Raw genomic sequence first — 18,986 nt, 5'->3', positions numbered from 1 at the left:
GTCTGTACCCATCGTTGGCCAAAAGCGTACCTCAGGCTAGTGCGATTGGAGTTCGTTATTGACGGTAGGGAAGTGCTCAGTACCTATCCCTCCATAGAGACAACTTGCTTCCCACGCCCTGCGCTAGCCATGCAAGCCGCGGCTACGGCGGCGCAGCGCCCGGGGTGAGAGGCCGTAGATACGCAGGCAGGCGCGCCGCATGCGCTCCGTATCCAGTCCCACCTGTCTTGCGATCTGCTCCAGTGGCTCGCCGGTTTCCTCGATGCGCGGCAAGGCCGCTTCACAGCGCAGGCGCTCAATCGCACGCGCAGGGGTTTCGCCGGTCTCGGCGGTGAACTGCCGCGCGAACTGACGCGGGCTGATGTTTGCCACCTCGGCCAGCCGCTCGACTGAAAGCTGGTCTTTGAGGTGCAGCCGAGCGTGGGCCAGCGCGTCGCGAATCCGCCCCGGGGTCGGCTCAAGATCGAGCATGGTCGAGAACTGCGATTGTCCTCCGCTGCGGCGGTGATAGACCACCAGGTCGCGCGCGATGGCCTTGGATGTTTCGGTGCCGCAGTCCTCCTCGATCATCGCCAGCGCGAGGTCGATCCCGGCGGTGATGCCGGCTGAGGTCCAGATATCGTCTTCGCGGATGAAGATCCGGTCCGACTCGACCTTGATGGCGGGGTAGCGCCGTTGCAGCTCGGGTGCACAGCGCCAATGCGTGGTGGCACGACGGCCGTCCAGTAGACCGGCGGCCGCGAGCAGGAAGGCCCCGGTGCAGACACTCGCCGTGCGTCGGGCACGGGGGGAGATGGCGCGGACGAGGTCCACCGTATCGGCTTGTGCATCGGATGAGTCTGGCGTTGGCGCACCCACCACCATCAAGGTATCGACATGCCCGCGAGGCGATGCCGCCGTGGTGTCGATCGCGATTCCGGAGCTTCCACTGACCAGCCCGCCAATGCTGGAGATGACGCGGATGTCGTAGCCGGCCTGATGAAAGTCCCTCGCCAGCGTGAAGGCGCAGAGCGGGCCACCGAGGTCGAGCAACTCGAACCCCGGAAACACCACAAACCAGAGCGTTTTCGATGTCTTTGAACGCGGCATGCCAGATTTCCAGAGTTGGCAGGATAAGTGGGAATTATGTCCTTTCTGACATTCGCTCGGGAGCCAAAATTTCTCGGTCAAACAACCCACGGCCATGGCCGACTACCGACGGAGAAAATCGATGAACACTTCCATCCCAAATGTGATTCTGGTCCATGGCGCCTGGGCCGATGGCTCGACCTGGTCGAAGGTAATCCCGCTGCTGGCCCGCAACGGGCTCACCGCAACCGCTGTGCAGCTCCCGTTGACTGGCTTCGAGGCCGACGTGGCCGCCGTGCAGCGTGCCATCGCGCTGGCAGAAGGCGACGTGGTCCTGGTCGGCCACAGCTATGCCGGCGCGGTGATCGGCGAAGCGGGCAACGACCCGAAGGTGGCCCGCATGGTCTACATCAACGCGTTCGCACCGGACGCGGGCGAGTCGGCGGGTACGTTGTTCGAGAAGTTCGAGACCGCACCGCTCAATGACGAAATCCGCCCTGATGCACAGGGCCATCTGAAGCTCACCCGGGACGGTATTTTCAAGCTGTTCGCGCAGGACCTGGACGACACCGAGAAAGCTTTGGTCTACGCCACGCAAGGTCCGCTGCATGCCTCCGCACTCGGCGGCACGCTGACCGAAGCGGCATGGCGCAGCCGGCCGACGTACTACTTCATCGGAAACCAAGATCATGCGATTCCTCGTGTGGAGCAGGAGCGCATGGCCGCTCGCATGAACGCCACCGTGGCACACGCCGACAGCAGTCACGTGCCGATGCTGTCGCAGCCGCAGGCTGTTGCTGACTTCATCGTCTCGGCCGCCGCTTGAGGCCGCCCCCAGCGCGGCCTGTTGGCAGCGTCAAAGCTATCGCGTGGCGCTCGATGCCAGATCGGCGCCACGCCGTGATTCTTCGCAGGAGTGATGTCTCATGATGATCGAAGCAAACGGCATTGATCTGCATGTCGAACAACGTGGCGCGGGAGGACCAGCGCTGGTGTTCCTGCACTACTGGGGTGGTTCTTCGCGTACTTGGCAACACGTGGTCGACGCGCTTTCGCCCGACTACCGCACCGTCGCCATCGACCAGCGCGGCTGGGGCAAGTCCGCTGCACCGGAGGCAGGCTATGCGTTGAGCGATCTGGCCGGCGACGTGCTCGCCGTGGTCGATTCCCTAGCGCTGGAAAGCTACATCCTGGTTGGCCATTCGATGGGCGGTAAGGCTGCACAGCTTGCGGCATCGCAGCGTCCGCGCGGGCTTCGGGGTCTGGTGCTAGTGGCGCCCGCACCGCCGACGCCGTTGGCGCTTCCGCTCGACGCTCGTCAGGGCATGGTGCATGCCTACAACTCGCGCGAGAGCATCGTCGCCACCTTGCAGCAAGTGCTTGCACCCGACGGCTTGTCTGACGGTGATCTGGACACGGTCATCGCGGACAGTCTGACCGGTGCCAGCTCAGCCAAAGCGGCGTGGCCACTGGCGACCAGCCAGGAAGACATTACAGCGGTGGTTCCGTTGATCGATGTGCCGGTGATCGTGATTTCCGGTGAGCACGATTTGGTCGACCCGCCTGAGGTACTGCGTCGCGAAGTGCTGCCGCGCATTCCCCAGTCCACGCTGGTCGTGCTCCCGGGTGTCGGGCACCTGTTGCCCCTGGAGGCGCCGACCGATCTGGCCAACGTGATCAAGGCCTTTGTGCTGGCACAGACCAGGGGCGGGTTCTTCGCACTGCCCGAGGCCCAGCAAGAGGTTGCTCTGACCCGCTGCGGTGATTGCGGCATGGCGCGCCTGACGGCCAGTACGACCGCACCCCGACGTCCGTAATCGCGCCGCACATCGCACAAAGAAACTGCCGCCGAAGCGGCTCATCTCAACACCCTTCATTCAACGAGGACACGTCAATGGATAACCAAGAATCATCCAGATCCGCGTCTTGCCGTTCAACATGGTCAACGCTCACCTGAGCAAAACCGACGACAGCTGCATTCTCGTCGACACCGGCATTCCAGGCCTCGAACGCAAGGACTTCGGCGTCGACGGCATCGTGCACCATACCGCCGGTCACACGCCCGGCTCGCAGACCGTGGCCCGCGAGCCGGAGCGGCTCGTCAACAGCGGTGCTAAGCGTTTCCACATGGGTCATGGCGGGACGCTGGAGGCTCCCGAGGTGCTTCGCCACGCAAAGGTGCCAGTCAAGTTGGACCCGGCTCATTGTGTGTGCGGCCAGCACGCACCGGCGGCCTCCGCTACCTGACCCGAAGCTGACCCCAAGCGACGTCCGTGACCGTCCGCCTTATGACAATCAATGTGATCAGGCGAATGGCTGGAGTTGGCCGATCGCTGCCGTCATGCACGGCAACGATCGGCAGTGATCACGAACAGCATGCGGATCACGATCTACCGGCACGGATAATCCGCGCATCGGAAAACGCTCCGCCAGCCGTAGGCATTTAGACGGCTGATCGAATGTGAGCGCCGGGTCGTTTACAGCCTCCTGATCCTGATATTGCGGAACCAGATGCGGATCGGCTTGGCGCCCTTGTCTTCGGTGCCCTGCAGTGAAATATGGCCGCTGTGGAAGACGCCGAAATCGGGCCAGGCCTTGAACTTGGTGCTGGCGACCAGCTTGTTCCAATCGGGAGTCCACAGATGGGTGTCGATCACCTTGCGTCCGTTCTGGAAGAATTGCAGGTGGCCTTGGTCGGAGATGATTTCGAACTGGTTCCACTGGCCGCCTTCGCGGACGGTTTCCACATCCGAGGAGATCAGGTCGAACAGGTCACCGGAGCGTTCGTTGAGCACCCGGCTGTCGGGTTTGGTGCATGCCAAGTCGGCGATCTGCATCTCCGGGCCGGTTTCGTAGGTTGCGCCGTACTTCGGTGATTCGTGCACGTGGAACATCACGCCGCTGTCGGCGCAGGGGCTCATCTTCCATTCCAGCTTCAGGTCGAAGTTGCCGTATTCGGCATTACTGACCAGGTCGGCGAAGTCCTTGGGTGCGTCGTGGCCGGTTTTCTGCAGTCGGATCGCGCCGTGGTCGACGGTCCAATCCTTGCCGGGCGACTTCTCGAGGTAGGAATGCCAGCCGTCAAGATTCCTGCCGTTGAACAGCAGCTGCCAGCCGGCCGCCTTTTCCTGCGCGCTGAGCGTGTTGACGACCTGTGCCGCAGCCATGCCGGGAAGCAGACCGCCCAGGGCGATGGCAGCCATCGATTGCAGAATCCATGTCCGTTTCATCGTGAGGTCTACCTGTAGATGGGTGGATGGGGCGGCAGTGCGGAAACTCAGGATTGCGGCGGGAACGACGGCGGTGCGTCCGCCATCGAACTGCCCCATGCGCGGTCAGGCGTCGCTTGCAGCGTGAAGCCAAGACGCCCGCCATGCGCGACGAAGCTGGCCGGCAGCCATGGCTTGTTCCAGGCCTTGCCGTCGACCTCGAGCGCGCGGACATACGGTGTGCCGGTAGATGCTTTCGGTGCATCGATGGTCACGTCGCCGCCGGAGCCATGCACGACGGCATGGGTGAACAGCGGACTGCCGAGCACCAGTTCGGTTCGCCCCGGAATTTCCGGGTACAGCCCCAAGGCCGACCACACGTACCACGAAGACATCTCGCCCAGATCGTCATTGCCGGGAATGCCGTCGGGCGCGTTCTTCCACAGCGAGTTGACCACAGCGCGAACGGTGGCCTGGGTCTTGTACGGCTGCCCGGCGAAGTCGTACAGCCACGGCGTTTCGACGGAGGGTTCGTTGTTGAGTTCGGCGTGCAGCGGACCGGCGTTGGTGAACGCCCACTTCCCATCGGCGGTGTGGAAGAAGCGGTCCAGCCGGGCGATCGCGGTGGCGTCGCCGCCGAGCTGCTGGAACAGGCCGTGCACATCGAACGGCACCATCCACAGATAGACGGCTGCGCTCGCCTCGACGAAACCGTCGTCGGTACCTGGCGTGAAGGCGGGCCAGCTGCCATCGGCGTTGCGATTCTGGATATAGCCGCCATCGGGCGCGGCTTTCGGGTTGTACAGATTGCGCCAGTAACCGGCGCGCGCGAGGAATTTGCGTTCGCCCGCTTTGTCGCCGACCTCGGTCGCGAGTTGCGACAAGGCGAAGTCCGCGGTGACGTCTTCCAGCGTTTCGGCCGCACCGCCCCACGCATGTGATTTGGTGGCGATGTAGTGCAGCTTCAGCCACTGGTCGAGCGACGGACGTTCACCCACGCATTCCACGTTGCAACCGGCATTGGACTCGTCGTGCGCGGTGGGCACCGTGGCGGCACGCGCCAGCGAGGCGTAGGCGCCGCGCAGGTCGAAGTCATGACCACCGAAGGCGTGGATATCTGCCAGCGCCGGCACCGCAGGGTCGCCACTCATCACATGGGTGCCGCCGCTGTTGTGGGTCCAGCGATCCCATTCGCCGTGGTTCTGGCGCGCCTGGTTGTACAGCGACTGGGCGATGTCACTGCCCACCTTCGGCATCAGCCAGGTCAGCAGCTGCAGTTGCGAGCGGTAGATGTCCCAGCCCGAGAAGTTGGCGTACTGCGCGTGTTGCGGGGTTTTCACATGGTGAATGTGCTGATCGAAACCACGGTATTCACCATTGACGTCGCTGAACACGTTCGGGTGCAGCAGCACGTGGTACAGCGCGGTGTAGAACGTGGTGCGCTGATCCGCCGTGCCGCCGTCGATCGCAATGTGTCCCAGCGCCTTGTTCCATGCGTCGCGCGCCTGCGACGTCACGTGGGCGAGCGTGCTGTCGGCCGGAATTTCGGCACGAAGATTGGCGCGCGCATTGGCCAAACTCACGTAGGAAATGCCCACCCGCACCTGTACCGGGCCCTTGGCCGGATCGAAACCGACCCACGCGCCCGAGCCCTTGCCCGGCACCGGGAAACCCTTGTCGGCGTAGCTGGTGCCGCCGTGTCCGGAGGTTGCGCCGAGCGTCACCGTGCCGTTGTGCCAGCTGCCCACGCGGGTGAACGGACGATCGAAATGGGCGACGAAATACAGCGTGTAGTAACTGTGCTGGTCGGCCTTCGCCAGGTAGCCGCAGAAGTTGCCGCTGGTCACCGAACCGGTGATGGTTTGCGTGGCCGCATCGACATGCACCGCCGCGTCACTGCTGCCCACTTCGGAGTCGGAGACGCGCACCAGCAGGTTCGCCGGTCGTCCGGCGGGAAAGCTGAAACGCGCCATGCCGCTGTGCATCGCTGCGCCCAGTTCGACGTTCACACCATTGGCCAGCCGCACGCGATAGTCGCCGACTTTCGCCTGCTCGTCGGCGTGCGAGAAATCACTGGCGTAGATGTGGTCGGTGGTATCGGACGATGGCGAGCTGGTGACGGGAATGGTGATCGGCATCAGCGGGATATCGCCGCTGGCGCCGGCACAACCCGCTCCGGAAAGATGCGTGAGGCTGAAGCCGCGGATGCGCGTGGTGTCGTACTGATAGCCGCTGGGCGAGGCCGTGCGCGTGTGTTTGCCGCGGGTGTTTTCGGGGCTCCACTGCAGCATGCCGAAAGGAACCACCGCGCCCGGGTAGGTGTTGCCACCATTGCGACTGCCGATCAACGGATTGACGGCATCGGCCGGTGACGAAACGGCTTGCGCCATGACCGCGCCCGTGGACGTGGCCAGCACGCAGGCCAGGGCGGATGTCTTCAGCAACTTGGACGGTAGGTACATGGTATCGGCTCGTCTCGTGGAGATAAGGAAAACGTCGGAACACGCGTCTTCGTCGTCCTGACCGGATGGGCCGCCCAAGCGGGCGTCACCCTCAATTTGAATCGATCTAAATTCCGCCCCAAAAAAACAGGCCTCAAGAGCCCTGTGTGGTTTGACGCTCCATGCAAATGCCACAGCCACGCCGACGGCGGGCATCTGCCACGCGCAGCATCCGCGCGTTGATCGCAGTCCCCGACTCTACACCGGCGGTTTTACGGAATCTTGCGGCAATGCAATACAGGCATGCACGCATGCCAGTGATCAGAGCATGTCCCGGCCCGTTGAACAGGAGAGCAGGGCTTGATCGGTGCGTGCGTATCCGCACCCCGCCAGCCAACGATTCCAATAAGGGGGGCGCATGTTTGTCGGGAGTGCGCGATGTCAGATCAGCGGGTTGCCCGCGATGGCGTGATAGCGGAAATCGCTCAGTCGCAACGTTCCGCTGCCGGCGCTGTAGATGCCCAGCTTGAGGCACAGGAAATCGCCGAACACGTTGTGGTGGATGCCGGATACCTCCATGCGGATGGTATGCAGTTGCCAGCTGCGGCCGTCGTCGTGCGAGTACGCATAGGTCACCACGTTATGGTCGTTGGTGACCCGCACGCGCACATGCCGGCTTTTCTTCGCGATGCGAGCCCAGTCCAGTTCCTGCGCGTATTCGAAGGTCTTGATCGTGTCCGGCGTGAAGCCGACACCCACGAAAGCCTTGTGGTTGTAGAAAAGCAGCAGGCCACCTTCCGCATCGCCGGACAGTTCGAAGGTGATTTCCGCCACGTAGGCGCGGTCGCCCACGCTGCATACCAGCGGCGCACTGTCCGCTGGTGAGCTGCCGAACCCGCGGAACTCCAGTGCCTTGCCCGTATATCTGGCCCGCTGCATTTCATATGGTCGCGGACGGTGGAAGGACCACAGGGTGCCGAACCGGTTGCTGGAAAAATCGTCCGAAAGCGCCATGCCATCCGCACTTGCCGAGCCGCCCGCGGGCTTGCGAAGCGGGCGGGACAAATCGCTTCCGGTGGCGCGTGGCCAACCATCTGCAGTCCACGCCATCGGTTCCAGCAAGGTTTGGCGGCCCAGTGTCCTGAAGCCGTTCTCGTAGCCGTGATAGATCATCCACCAGTCCCCGGCTGGTCCTTCGACCAGGGTGGCGTGGCCACGCGACCACCACGGTTCGGCGGCCGACCGGGTGCGCACGATGGGATTGTGCGGACAGTTTTCCCACGGACCGTGTACCGACTTCGAGCGGGCCACGATGACCATGTGCCCCGTCGGCGGACCCGCCGTGCCGCCCACGGCGCTGACCAGGTAGAACCAGTCAGCGCGTCGCAGCAGTTTGGGGCCTTCCGGGGCGAAGTCCTCGACAATCCAGTCCTTCGGGTATTGCCATGGCGTATAGGCGTGTTGCAGCGGGCCGTCGGTAGCCAGGCCATCGTCGGTCAGGCGGATCATTCGAATGCCGTTGACGAACAGGTAGCGTCGGCCGTCTTCACCGACCACGTGTCCCGGATCGATGCAGCCGGCGATATCGAGATCGACCGGTTCGCTCCATGGGCCGCGGATATCGTCGGCCCAGATGACGTGGATCGACCAGTCCCCGCCGGCTTGCTGGGCTGGCAGGTAGATGTAGTAGCGGTTCTTGTATTTGCACAGGTCGACAGCCCATACCGTGCCCATCGGCTTGTGCAGTGCGGTGCCGATCGGCGCCCAGTTGACCAGGTCGGTCGAATGCCAGATGACGAGTCCGGGCGAGGCGAAGAATGGCGAAAACGTCATGTAGTAGTCGTCGCCGTCCTTGAGCACGGTGGGGTCGGGATGATCGCCGGCAACAACGGGATTGATGTAGGTGCCGTCGCCAAGGTCGGCCTTGCGTTGATCCTCGATGCCCTTGGCCCAGTGCGGCTCGGGACCGACACATGGACGGACCGGGTCGGAGTGGATCGTTCGGGCGAGGGGGATGGCAATGGCTCCTGTTGCCAGGGCTTTGAAAAGGTCTCTGCGGCCCAAGTCAGGCATGATTGGTTTTCCCGATGAACGTTTTGAAGCCGTGCGTACTTGACGGATTGCATGGGCTGGCGTCGCAGCCAGTTTGGCTATTTCCGGTAGGCATACGGGCCGAAGGTCACGCCGGTAAAGCCGCCGGCTGTGGCGGTGCTGAGTACGCTGGCATCCAGGTTTCGCGCCAGCGGTTGCCACGCTCCGGAGCCTTGCGCGTACCACGCGTCCAGCCGCGCGCCGTCAAGCTGGAAGCGCAGCCGAAGTGGCTGTGTCGTTTTGCCCAGTGCCACGCGTGCGATTGGCGTGCCGGCAGCGGGTTCGTCCTTGCTGGTGCGGCGGTAAAGCACCACGGCGTTGCCGGAGTGGTCATGCACCCGCATCGCCGCATAGAAGTGGGTTTCGTTCTGGAACAGTGCCAGGCCGGCCTGTTCGTTCGGTGCCAGCAGAGCGGCGTCGAGTGTGGCTTCCAGCGAGGCGACACGGTGTTGCAGCCGATGCGCGACATAGGCCGGCTGGCCGTTGGCATAGTCACCCAGTGGGGTTGCCGAAGGAGTGATTCGCAGTCCCTTCGAACCGGTGGCGTACCAGTGCGTGCGCGGCACGTTGATGGTCATCCATGCCAGTGGCAAGCCGGGGCCATGGAAGTGTTCGGTCCAGCCGAACGGGCCCGTCGTCGGTTGCGTAGAGGCGGTGCGCGGAAGCGGCGGACGCGTGGCGACCAACGGCACCGGCGTGTCGTGGGGAAGCACTTGCGGCCAGTCATCGTGCCAGTGCACCGGTAGCAGGAAGGTTTCGCGGCCAAGGTTGTACTGGTTGCCGCGGTAAGGCCGCGTGGCCAGGAACACCGACCACCACGAGCCATCCTTCAACTCGACGAATTGTGCATGGCCTGCCGACGTGACGGGATGGGCGCGCGCCGGATCGAGATCACGCTGGGTCAGCACCGGGTTGCCTGACCATGCCATATAAGGACCGGTCACATGATGGCTGCGCCAGACCATCTCCGCATGCTGCTCGCCGGTGCCGCCCTGGGCTGCGATGAGGTAATACCAGCTGCCGCGCCGGAACAGGTGCGGGCCTTCCACGTATTGCGGATCGGCGGAAGGATCGGTGCCGCCATCCACGATCACCTTGCGCGGACCGACCAGCTTCATCGACGTCGGGTCGAACTGCTGGATCCAGATCGCCCGATGGCCTTCGTAGCGAGGTTTGCCCACGGGCATGCCGTTGTTGACCAGCCACGCCTTGCCGTCGCTGTCGAAGAACAGCGAAGGATCGATCCCCTCAATGCCGAACCACACCGGATTCGACCATGGCCCGGCCGGATTCTTCGCGGTGATGACGTAGTTGCCGCCGTCGCAGTAGAAGCAGGTGTTGGTGATGTAAAACGTGCCACCGTGGTAGCTGATCGAGGCCGCGAACAGGCCGCGGGTCAGCTCGTGTCGGCCGTAGTCGATTTGGCCGGGGCGGTCGATGGCGTTGCCGATCTGCGTCCAGTCGACCAGGTCGCGGCTGTGGAATACGGGCAGGCCGGGGAAATAACCGAAGCTGGAATTGACCAGGTAGAAATCGTCGCCGACACGGATGATCGATGGATCGGGATAAAAGCCTGCCAGTATCGGATTGCGGTATTGCGATGTCGTGGGCGTGGGGCCACCGTCGGCGCCCTGGTAGTGGATGCGGGTGAACAGCGCGCTTCCCGCTTGCGCGACGGGAACCAGCAGCAGGCAGATCAGCGCGAGCAGGCAGCGTTTCACATCCTTACTCCACAGCGATGGCATCGGGGGCTCCCGGAATGACGTGGCAGAACCCTGCGAACGTCCATGAGTCACTGCGCAAACTACCAGTCGGTTGGCACCGTGCAGCGGTCATGACGCGTTCGCAAATGAATAAACATTACCCGGCGCCCTTGTTTTCGTAATTGTCAGTTCGTAGCGCTGCGCCCCAACATCCAGACCTGCGAAAAGGGCACTTGGCCACGAATCGCCATACACCGCTGCCTGGAATGGGGAGGCGCGGAAGAACCAGGGTTGCCGACAAGCCTTGCCGGCGATCGACCATCATTTCCGGGGAGAGCTTTGATCATGACTGAGACCACCCTTCAGGCTGGATGTAGTTCGGCGGGTCGAGCGCTGCCGCTGGCGCGCTTGTCCGCTGCGATTGCCATGGGCCTGTTGCTCTATGCCCCTCTGGTTGCCCATGCGGGTCCGGTGTCGTCAACGCCGGCAGCACAAGACCAGGGCCAGCCAGCCGCCAAGGCTGCCAAAAAAAAGCGTGCAAAAGCCGATGCCAAGGAGGTCAAGAACCTCCAGGCCGTTGTCGTGACCGGTATTCGTGCATCAGTCGAGCAGGCGCAGGACGTCAAGCGCTACGCGGATACTTTCGTCGATTCGGTATCCGCCACGGATATCGGTGCGCTGCCCGATCGCAGCGTCACTGATACCCTGGCGCGCATTCCCGGCGTCACCATCGACCATTTCCTCTCCCAGGGGGATCCGGAACACTTCTCTGCCGAAGGCAATGGCGTGCAGGTGCGCGGCCTCACGCAGGTGCGTTCCGAATTGAATGGGGGGGACAGTTTCTCCGCCAACGGTGGGCGCGCGCTAAGCTTCCAGGACGTGCCGCCGGAATTGATGTCTGGCATCGATGTCTACAAGAACCAGACGGCCGACATGATCGAGGGCGGCCTGGGCGGCACGGTGAACCTGCGCACCTTCATGCCGTTCGACTTCCAGGGCCAGAAGATCGCCGCTTCCGTCAGCGAGAACTACGGCAACTTCGTCAAGAAGTACAAGCCGTCCGGCTCGGTGCTCTACAGCAATCGCTGGCACACCCGTCTCGGCGAGATGGGTTTCCTCGTCGATGTCGCCGATTCCCAACTGTCCACGCGCACCGATGGCCTGTTTGTGCGTCCGTTCTTCAAGAACGCCAGTGGCACGTGGGTGCCGCGCGGCGCCGACTGGCGCACCTTGCTTTACGATCGCAAGCGTGATGGCACCTACCTGGCCTTTCAGTGGCGTCCCAGCGACAATCTTGATTTTCACGCCACCGCGTTCCAGAGCAAATACCACGAGGTCTGGAACGAGGATGCGATCTTCGTGAGCAACGACCCGACGCAGGTGATGGTGGATGCCAGCCAGCCGAGCGTCGTCAACGGCGGGGTGTTCCAGTCCGGTCGCCTCACGCAGAGCGGCGGCATGCCGATGGGCACCGACATCCGCGCCTCCAACAGCCACTCCAAGACCACCGATTTCTCCACCGGGATGAAGTGGCGGCTGGGCACGAGCACCGAGATCACGAGCGCGGTGCAGTTCGTCAAGGCCACCACCAACAGTCTGGATTCCACGGTGGCCCTGGGTACCAACGTGCCCTACATCGACGTCGCCCTGAACGGCAGCAGCCCGCCACACCTCGGCGTCGATTCCGACTTCACCGGGAACCCCGCCAATTACTACTGGGGGTTCACCCAGGATCACCAGGATCAGAACTATGCGAGAGAACTGGCCTGGCGTGCCGACATTGATCACACCTTCGCCGATGGGTTCGTGCAAGGGGTGAGGGCTGGCGTGCGCCTGACCAATCGCTATGCCGACAACATCGATACCGGCTACAACTGGGTGCCCGTGTTCCAGACCTGGATGCAAGGCTGGGCACTGCCCAGCGGCGCTTTGCCCGGGCTGGACTTGAACGGCACGATCAATAGCAGCCTGGTGCACCTGGACACGTTCAAGAATTTCTACAAGGGTGACGCCGGCGTACCAGGTGCGTTCTATGCACCGGTGCCGTCGACCGCGCTGGGCTATCCGGGCAGCTACGCGGACATCCACAACGCCGCCATTCCGTATTACATCCCCGGCAACGGCTACGACGCCCCGTACCAGCCCACGCTGCTCGATGCCGCGCACACCAACATCCAGCACGAGAAGACCTACGCGGTGTACGCCATGCTCGACTTCGGGGTGGACGATGCCCATCTGAGCGGCAACATCGGCGTGCGTGCGGTGAAGACCAGAAATGCCGGCCAAGGCTTCCTGGTGTATCCCAACCAGGCGTTGGCGCCCTATCTGGGCACGGGTCAGTCTACTCCCATCAGTGCCCGCAACGAGTACACCGACGTCCTGCCCAGCTTCAACGTGAAGTGGGAGTTCGCGCCGAACCTGCTCGCGCGCTTTGCCTTTTCCAAGGCGATCGCGCGGCCGGACTTCAGCCAGATGCAGGCCTATCAGATTCTCAATGCCGGCGTGGTGTCAGGCTATACGCCGCCGGCCGGCACCACCGTCCTGCCGATCGACAAGCTGACTCTGACTGGCACGTCCACCAGCAACCCGTACCTGACGCCGATGAAGGCCAACCAGTTCGATCTGTCGCTGGAGTGGTACTTCGATCAGGACCGCGGCGGCATGGCTTGGGTCAACCTGTTTCGCAAGTCGCTAAGCAATTATTTCCGCAACGAGTCGGAGTTCGTGACGTATCCAGGCATCGACGGCAACAATTACCAGTATCTGATTACCCGTCCGGTGAACGTCGGCAAGGCGACGATCAATGGCGCGGAAATCGGCTGGAACCAGTTCTTCGACTTCCTGCCAGTCAAGGGTTTCGGCATGTCGGCGAACTACACCTACATCCGCAGCAGGACCCATGTGCCGAACGACACGACTGCGGTGCCGCTGGACACGGATGGCTCGGGTTACGGCAGCCTCCCGGCGGATGGCTTGTCGCGGGATTCTCTCAATGTCGCCGGCTTCTACGAGCACGGTCCGTGGCAGATCCGGTTGGCCTACAACTGGCGCAGCCAGTATCTGCTGTCGATCGGTCCGAATGGCTACAACGGCACCGACAACAACATTCCGTGGAAGCTGCCGGTGTTCGCCGATGCCTACGGACAACTGGACGGCTCGATCTTCTACGCGTTCAACAGACACTTGAAGCTCGGCCTGGAGATGAACAACATCAACAATGCCGAGCAGCGCACGATCATGTATCAGAATGGAGCCGGCAAGCACATCACTTCGTGGTACGTGAACGACACCCGTTATGCGTTGACGCTGCGCGCGACGTTCTGATCGCGACGCCTGAAGCATCGGGTGGATTCTGGCAGGAGGCAGGGTGGCCAGCGCTGGCTGCCCTGCCTCCGCACGAAAGCCTCGTCACGGTCGATCCGGTTTCGGCGCGCGGATCGGACGGAACGGAGGCGGTTGCCGGGCGACATCGACGAACGGGATCACGTGCCCCGATGCAGGCGACGGTGTGTGTGGAATTCGCTTGTAGCGGACGCCCGGGGCACCGCCGGGTCGGCGCAAGATTTCAGTGGTTGGTGCCGGCGCTCGCGAGATCGATCTCGTAGACATAGGTGGCTGGCCCGGACGGGCGCTTGCCGGGATGGATGACCAAACCCTTTGGCGAGCTCTGCCAATTGACCGGCTCGCTGGAGCCGAGCAGGCGCACGTTGCGCACGCCATCGGCCGGTTTGATTGCGCCGATGGTGACGGTGCCGCCATTCGGCCAGCCGAGTTCGATCGCATACACATGCCCGTGGTTCCGCGTGAAGCGGAAGTCTCGCCACGTGTAGGGCTTGGCCTGCTTTTCCTGAAACGCGCCGGCAGCTTGCGTGGTGGGACCATCACCGAAAACGCGCCACGGCCGACTGCCGTAGATGGCCGCCCCATTCACGTGCAGCCATGCGCCGATCTGGCGCAGCACGTCCTGTTCCTGCTGCACGATGGTGCCGTCCGGACGCGGGCCGATGTCCAGCAGCAGGTTGCCGTTCTTGCTGACCACGTCGGCGAGCAGTTGCAGGATCTCGTTGGCGCCTCGGTAGCTGTCGTGTTTCACGTAGCCCCACGAACTGCGACTGATCGTGGTATCGGTCTGCCACGGTTGTGCGCGGATCGCGCCGAGCTGGCCGCGTTCCACGTCCAGGGTGGCGCTGCCATCAGCCAGCGCCTTGAGCTTGTAGGTGAGCACCACGCCACCGCGACGCGCGCCGTCGTTGTAGTAGTAGGCGAGCAGCTTGGGCAGTGCCAGCCGGAAGGCGGGCTGGCCGACCCACCAGTCGAGGTAGATCAGGTCGGGGTGGTAGTACTTCTCCAGTTCGGCAGTGCGTGCCAGCCAGTCGTTCACCCAGGCTTGCGAGACGTAAGTCCAGTCGTCGGCCAGGTCCTGGTCGGCCGGGTCATGCGGGCCCGGCAACTGGGCAACAGCCGGGCCATAGAGGCCGGCGTAACGCGGGTCGTTGACGTCCGAGTCGATTTCCCGGCCATGGTGGAAGAACCAGTCGTTCTCGGCGGTGTGCGAGGAAACGCCGAAGCGCAGGCCATCGGCATGCACGGCCTTGCCCAGCTCACCGATCACGTCGCGGTGCGGCCCCATCTTCACCGAGGTCCAGTCGGACAGTTTCGAGTTGTACATGGCGAAGCCGTCGGAGTGTTCGGCCACGCCCACCACATAGCGTGCGCCCGCCGCACGGAACAGCGCCGCCCAGCGGGCAGGATCCCAATGCTCGGCCTTGAACAGCGGGATGTAGTCCTTGTAGCCGAAATGGGCCAGCGAGCCGTGCGTGGCGACCTGGTGCGCATATTCGCGCGTGCGCTGGTCGTACATGTTGCGTGGATACCATTCGTTGGCAAACGCCGGTACCGAGTAGACGCCCCAATGCACGAAGATGCCGAACTTGGCGTTCGCAAACCATGCCGGCGCACGATAGGCGCGCAGCGAGGCCCAGTCCGGGTGGAACGGTCCCTGTGCAGCACCCTGCGCCACCGTATCGAGCATGGCGTGCCGCGCCGGGTCGAAACGTCGCATTGCCTGTTGCCAGCGCAGGTCGGCCTGTTCCTGAGTCAGCGTCGATGCGGTGGGTGCGGAGGCCTTGTTCGCCTGGGCGAGGGGCGCGTATAGCGACAGGGCCATGCAGGCGAACAGGCCATGGCGAACCAGCCGTGGGCAAGGAAAGGACTGGGTTTGCATTCGCCCCCCGGGCTGTTGGAATCGGCCTGGCGCGGCATGCGACGAGGCATGGAAAATCTAGCAGGCCCGTACATCTTTCCGGGGATGATGTGGCGAACGCATATGAATAAACGTTACCGGCCACACTCGATTTCGTAATTGTGCATTCCACTCGCATCGCTTCAGCATGCATTGATCCCCGCGTGGGGAAGGCATGAACGGAACGAAGGCACGGTTACCGCCACGGCAGCCACGAAGCCGGGAATCCAATCTGACAACAGGGCCGGGAATGTACCCAGGTCCGCGAACTGACGATGTGGGGGAGAGAACCATGATCGAACGATTGCACGAAAAGACTGCGGGCCGGCCGCTGGCGCGCTTGTCTGCCGCGATCGCACTGGGCCTGGTGTTGATGTATGGGCCGGCGGTTGCGCATGCGCAGCAAAGCACCACGACTCAAGATGACACGACGGCGGCGACTGGCGGTACCGCGCAAACCAATGCGACCCCGGCGACCGGCAAGAGCAAGCACGACAAGCAGAAACCCACCGAGATGGCTGCGGTGCAGGTCATCGGCGTACGCGCGAGTATGGAGTCGGCGATATCGCGGAAGGAGAACGCCGACCAGATCGTGGATTCGGTCGTGGCCGAAGACATCGGCAAGTTGCCTGACAACAACGTGGCCGAGGCATTGCAACGCATTTCCGGCGTCCAGATCGATCGTAACTACGGCGAGGGCAGCAGCATCGCCATTCGCGGCCTGACCCAGGTGCGCACCGAAATCAATGGCGGCGACAGCTTTACCGCCAACGGCGGCGACACACTGAGCTTCGAGGACGTGCCCGCCGAATTGCTGGCCGGCATCGACGTGTACAAGAACCCTTCGGCGGAGATGATCGAAGGTGGCATCGGTGGCACGGTCAACCTGCGCACGCACATGCCATTCGATTTCAAGGGGCAGAAATTCGCGATCAGTGCCGAGGACGATTACGCCGACCTGGCCAAGAAAAACAAGCCTTCCGCCTCGGTGCTGTACAGCAACCGCTGGCATACCAGCGCCGGTGAATTCGGCTTGCTGGTGGACCTGGCCTATCAGAAGCACGCATTCCGTCAGGACGTCATCTCGACCGAACCTTTCTATGCCATACAGGCGGGTTCCGGCGGCGCGTATGCCAATTATCCGAACTACGCCGGTCAGACGCTCGAGGTTCCGCATGGCGGCGGCGTCGGTGAGACCGTGGGTGAACGTCGTCGCATGGGCAGCGTCATCGCGTTGCAGTGGCGCCCCAACAATGACCTGCAGCTGTACGCGCAGGCGGTACGCTCGGACTACCACTTCCAGTGGAACGACTACTCGTATTTTGCCTATACCGGCACCACGCCGATCGTCCTGGATACGAGCAAGCCGTACGCGTTCGGTCCCAGCGGCAACTTCCTCAGTGGCACGTTTGATGGCACGGGCACACTGGGTGCCGATGGCAATCCCGATCCGAACGGAGTGACCACGGCAGGGATTCCCGTCGCCTCCAACAGCAGCCTGACCACGCGGCACTCGATCACCACGGACTACACCTGGGGTGCTTCGTGGAACGCGACCAACAACCTCACGCTGAAGACCGATTTCCAGTACATCACGGCGAAGACCAACACCTTTCGCTACATCCTCAATACCAGCAGCACGACGCCGTATCTCTATCAGGACATCAGCGGCAGCCTGCCGGTGCTGAAAGTGGACACGGCCTACACAACCAATCCGGCCAACAACACGTTCGGCTATCTGCTGGATGACAAGACCAACGCCACGGGGCGCGAATTCGCGTGGCGGGCCGATGGCGAGTACACGCTGGGCGGCGATTTCTTCCAGTCGATCAAGTTCGGCGTGCGCACCACCCATCGCACCGCCGAGACCGAGGATTCGGGTTATCGCTTCGTCTACATCGGCCAGCCGCTTTCCAATTATCCGGCGTCGGCGGCGGTGATCAAGACGTACGGCGACTTCTTCCACGGCAATGCCGACACGTTCGGTTCCACCATCACGCCGAATCCCGCGTTGCTGTTCGACTACGTCAACTCGCTGTCGATGTTCGGCGAGAACACGCCGCTCAGCTATCCCGCCACGGGCATCAACAACCAGGGCCAGAACACCTATGGTGGCTACGGCCTGATCACGTTCGGCAGCCAGATCGGCAGCATTCCGTACGACGGCAACATCGGTATTCGTGCCGTCCACACCAAGCTCAGTTCAGACGGTGCGCTGGTGAACTCGCTGGGTGAAACCTTGCCGTTGAACGTGGGCCAGTCCTACAACTCGTTCCTGCCCAGCCTCAACCTCACTTTCCATCTGACCGACAAGCTGCAGTGGCGCTTCGCCGCATCGAAAGCGTTGTCGCGGCCGACTTTCGATCAGCTCAATCCGATGTTGCAGTTGAGTACGCCGGATGCCACCACCGGCGTCAATGCCTACACCGGCACGGCGGGTGGCAACCCGTATCTGAAGCCGATGACGGCGAAACAGTACGACACCTCGCTGGAATGGTACATGTCGCCATCGCAACTGTTGTACGGCGGCCTGTTCTACAAGAGCGTGGACGGTTTCGTACAGACGGTTACGCTTGAAAAGCCCGAGATCGACCAGCTCGGCGTGCTCCACAATTACGCCATCAGCAGCCTGGTGAACGGCAAGAACGGCGTGATCAAGGGTGCCGAAGCGGGTTACCAGACCTTCTTCGATTTCCTGCCGTCGCCCTTCGACGGATTGGGCGTGCAGGCCAATTACACCTACGTGTACAGCAAGGCGCCAAGTCCGGACGCCTATGATACGTCGGGCAATCCGCTGCTGGTTCCGCTGGAAGGCCTGTCGAAGAACAGCTACAACCTGATCCTGATGTACGAGAAGGGGCCGATCTCGGCTCGCGTCGCCTACAACTGGCGCAGCCAGTGGGTGGAAACGACCCAGGGCAACGGTACCGGTAGCCTGCCGATCTACGACAAGGCCTTCGGCCAGGTGGACGCGTCGGTGACGTATCACTTCACCCGCGACTTCTCGCTGACCGCGGCGGCGGTGAACCTGACCAACACCAAGCGAGCCACGAACTTCGGCCTCGACACGCTTCCGCGTGACGTGCAGATCAATGACCGCATGCTCAGCCTGAAGGCCCAGTTGAGCTTCTGATGAAGTGTCCGGTGTCGGCCACCTCGGGGAGGCCGGCACGCAACGAATGGAAGAACGATGCAACGACTCACGCGACGCTGGTCTCTCCCCAAGCTTGGC

At 62.9% G+C, this 18,986-nt stretch carries 11 protein-coding genes; 5 read left to right on the top strand and 6 right to left on the bottom strand.

The window, feature by feature from the left end:
- Positions 1-123: 123 nt before the first annotated feature.
- The gene (locus BMY90_RS03455; RefSeq protein ID WP_092701566.1) at positions 124-1,089 is read right to left on the bottom strand and encodes a GlxA family transcriptional regulator; all 966 of its coding nucleotides are present in this window, start codon (positions 1,087-1,089) and stop codon (positions 124-126) included.
- A 94-nt stretch (positions 1,090-1,183) separates the two neighbouring features.
- On the opposite strand from BMY90_RS03455, the gene BMY90_RS03450 reads away from it, so the two are divergent.
- The 3 genes from BMY90_RS03450 (at position 1,184) to BMY90_RS03440 (ending at position 3,315) form a co-directional block, all read left to right on the top strand.
- The gene (locus tag BMY90_RS03450) at positions 1,184-1,894 is read left to right on the top strand and encodes an alpha/beta hydrolase (protein WP_092701563.1); all 711 of its coding nucleotides are present in this window, start codon (positions 1,184-1,186) and stop codon (positions 1,892-1,894) included.
- Between the two features lie 100 nt (positions 1,895-1,994).
- Positions 1,995-2,885, top strand: a complete 891-nt coding sequence (locus tag BMY90_RS03445) for an alpha/beta fold hydrolase (protein ID WP_092701560.1) — start codon at positions 1,995-1,997, stop codon at positions 2,883-2,885.
- Positions 2,886-2,994: 109 nt separating this feature from the next.
- Entirely contained in the window at positions 2,995-3,315 is a 321-nt protein-coding gene (locus BMY90_RS03440) for a hypothetical protein (RefSeq protein WP_217638545.1), read from the top strand.
- A 230-nt stretch (positions 3,316-3,545) separates the two neighbouring features.
- On the opposite strand, the gene BMY90_RS03435 is transcribed toward BMY90_RS03440, so the two are convergent.
- From BMY90_RS03435 to BMY90_RS03420, 4 genes are all read right to left on the bottom strand, one after another.
- Positions 3,546-4,271, bottom strand: coding sequence for a 3-keto-disaccharide hydrolase (locus tag BMY90_RS03435; protein WP_245734846.1), 726 nt, complete (start codon positions 4,269-4,271; stop codon positions 3,546-3,548).
- A gap of 74 nt (positions 4,272-4,345) precedes the next feature.
- Positions 4,346-6,739 (bottom strand): GH92 family glycosyl hydrolase, encoded by a 2,394-nt coding sequence (locus BMY90_RS03430; protein ID WP_092701554.1) that lies wholly within the window; start codon positions 6,737-6,739, stop codon positions 4,346-4,348.
- A gap of 420 nt (positions 6,740-7,159) precedes the next feature.
- Positions 7,160-8,791 (bottom strand): family 43 glycosylhydrolase, encoded by a 1,632-nt coding sequence (locus BMY90_RS03425; protein WP_092701551.1) that lies wholly within the window; start codon positions 8,789-8,791, stop codon positions 7,160-7,162.
- 77 nt (positions 8,792-8,868) lie between these two features.
- Positions 8,869-10,530 carry a glycoside hydrolase family 43 protein gene (locus tag BMY90_RS03420; protein ID WP_245734844.1) on the bottom strand — a complete coding sequence of 554 codons (1,662 nt, stop codon included), beginning with the start codon at positions 10,528-10,530 and terminating at the stop codon, positions 8,869-8,871.
- 327 nt (positions 10,531-10,857) lie between these two features.
- Between BMY90_RS03420 and BMY90_RS03415 the strand changes: the two genes are divergently transcribed.
- Entirely contained in the window at positions 10,858-13,836 is a 2,979-nt protein-coding gene (locus tag BMY90_RS03415; RefSeq protein WP_245734842.1) for a TonB-dependent receptor, read from the top strand.
- A gap of 241 nt (positions 13,837-14,077) precedes the next feature.
- Here BMY90_RS03415 and BMY90_RS03410 read toward each other — a convergent pair whose 3' ends face one another.
- Complete coding sequence (locus BMY90_RS03410) at positions 14,078-15,679, bottom strand: alpha-L-fucosidase (protein ID WP_092701819.1); 1,602 nt, start codon at positions 15,677-15,679, stop codon at positions 14,078-14,080.
- A gap of 367 nt (positions 15,680-16,046) precedes the next feature.
- On the opposite strand from BMY90_RS03410, the gene BMY90_RS03405 reads away from it, so the two are divergent.
- Positions 16,047-18,887 (top strand): TonB-dependent receptor, encoded by a 2,841-nt coding sequence (locus tag BMY90_RS03405; protein ID WP_092701546.1) that lies wholly within the window; start codon positions 16,047-16,049, stop codon positions 18,885-18,887.
- Positions 18,888-18,986: the final 99 nt, after the last annotated feature.

Source organism: Rhodanobacter glycinis (assembly GCF_900114325.1).
GTDB classification, from domain to species: Bacteria; Pseudomonadota; Gammaproteobacteria; order Xanthomonadales; family Rhodanobacteraceae; genus Rhodanobacter_A; species Rhodanobacter_A glycinis.
Note: the sequence above shows the minus strand (reverse complement) of the source record. Positions and strands in the feature narration are given on the sequence as shown.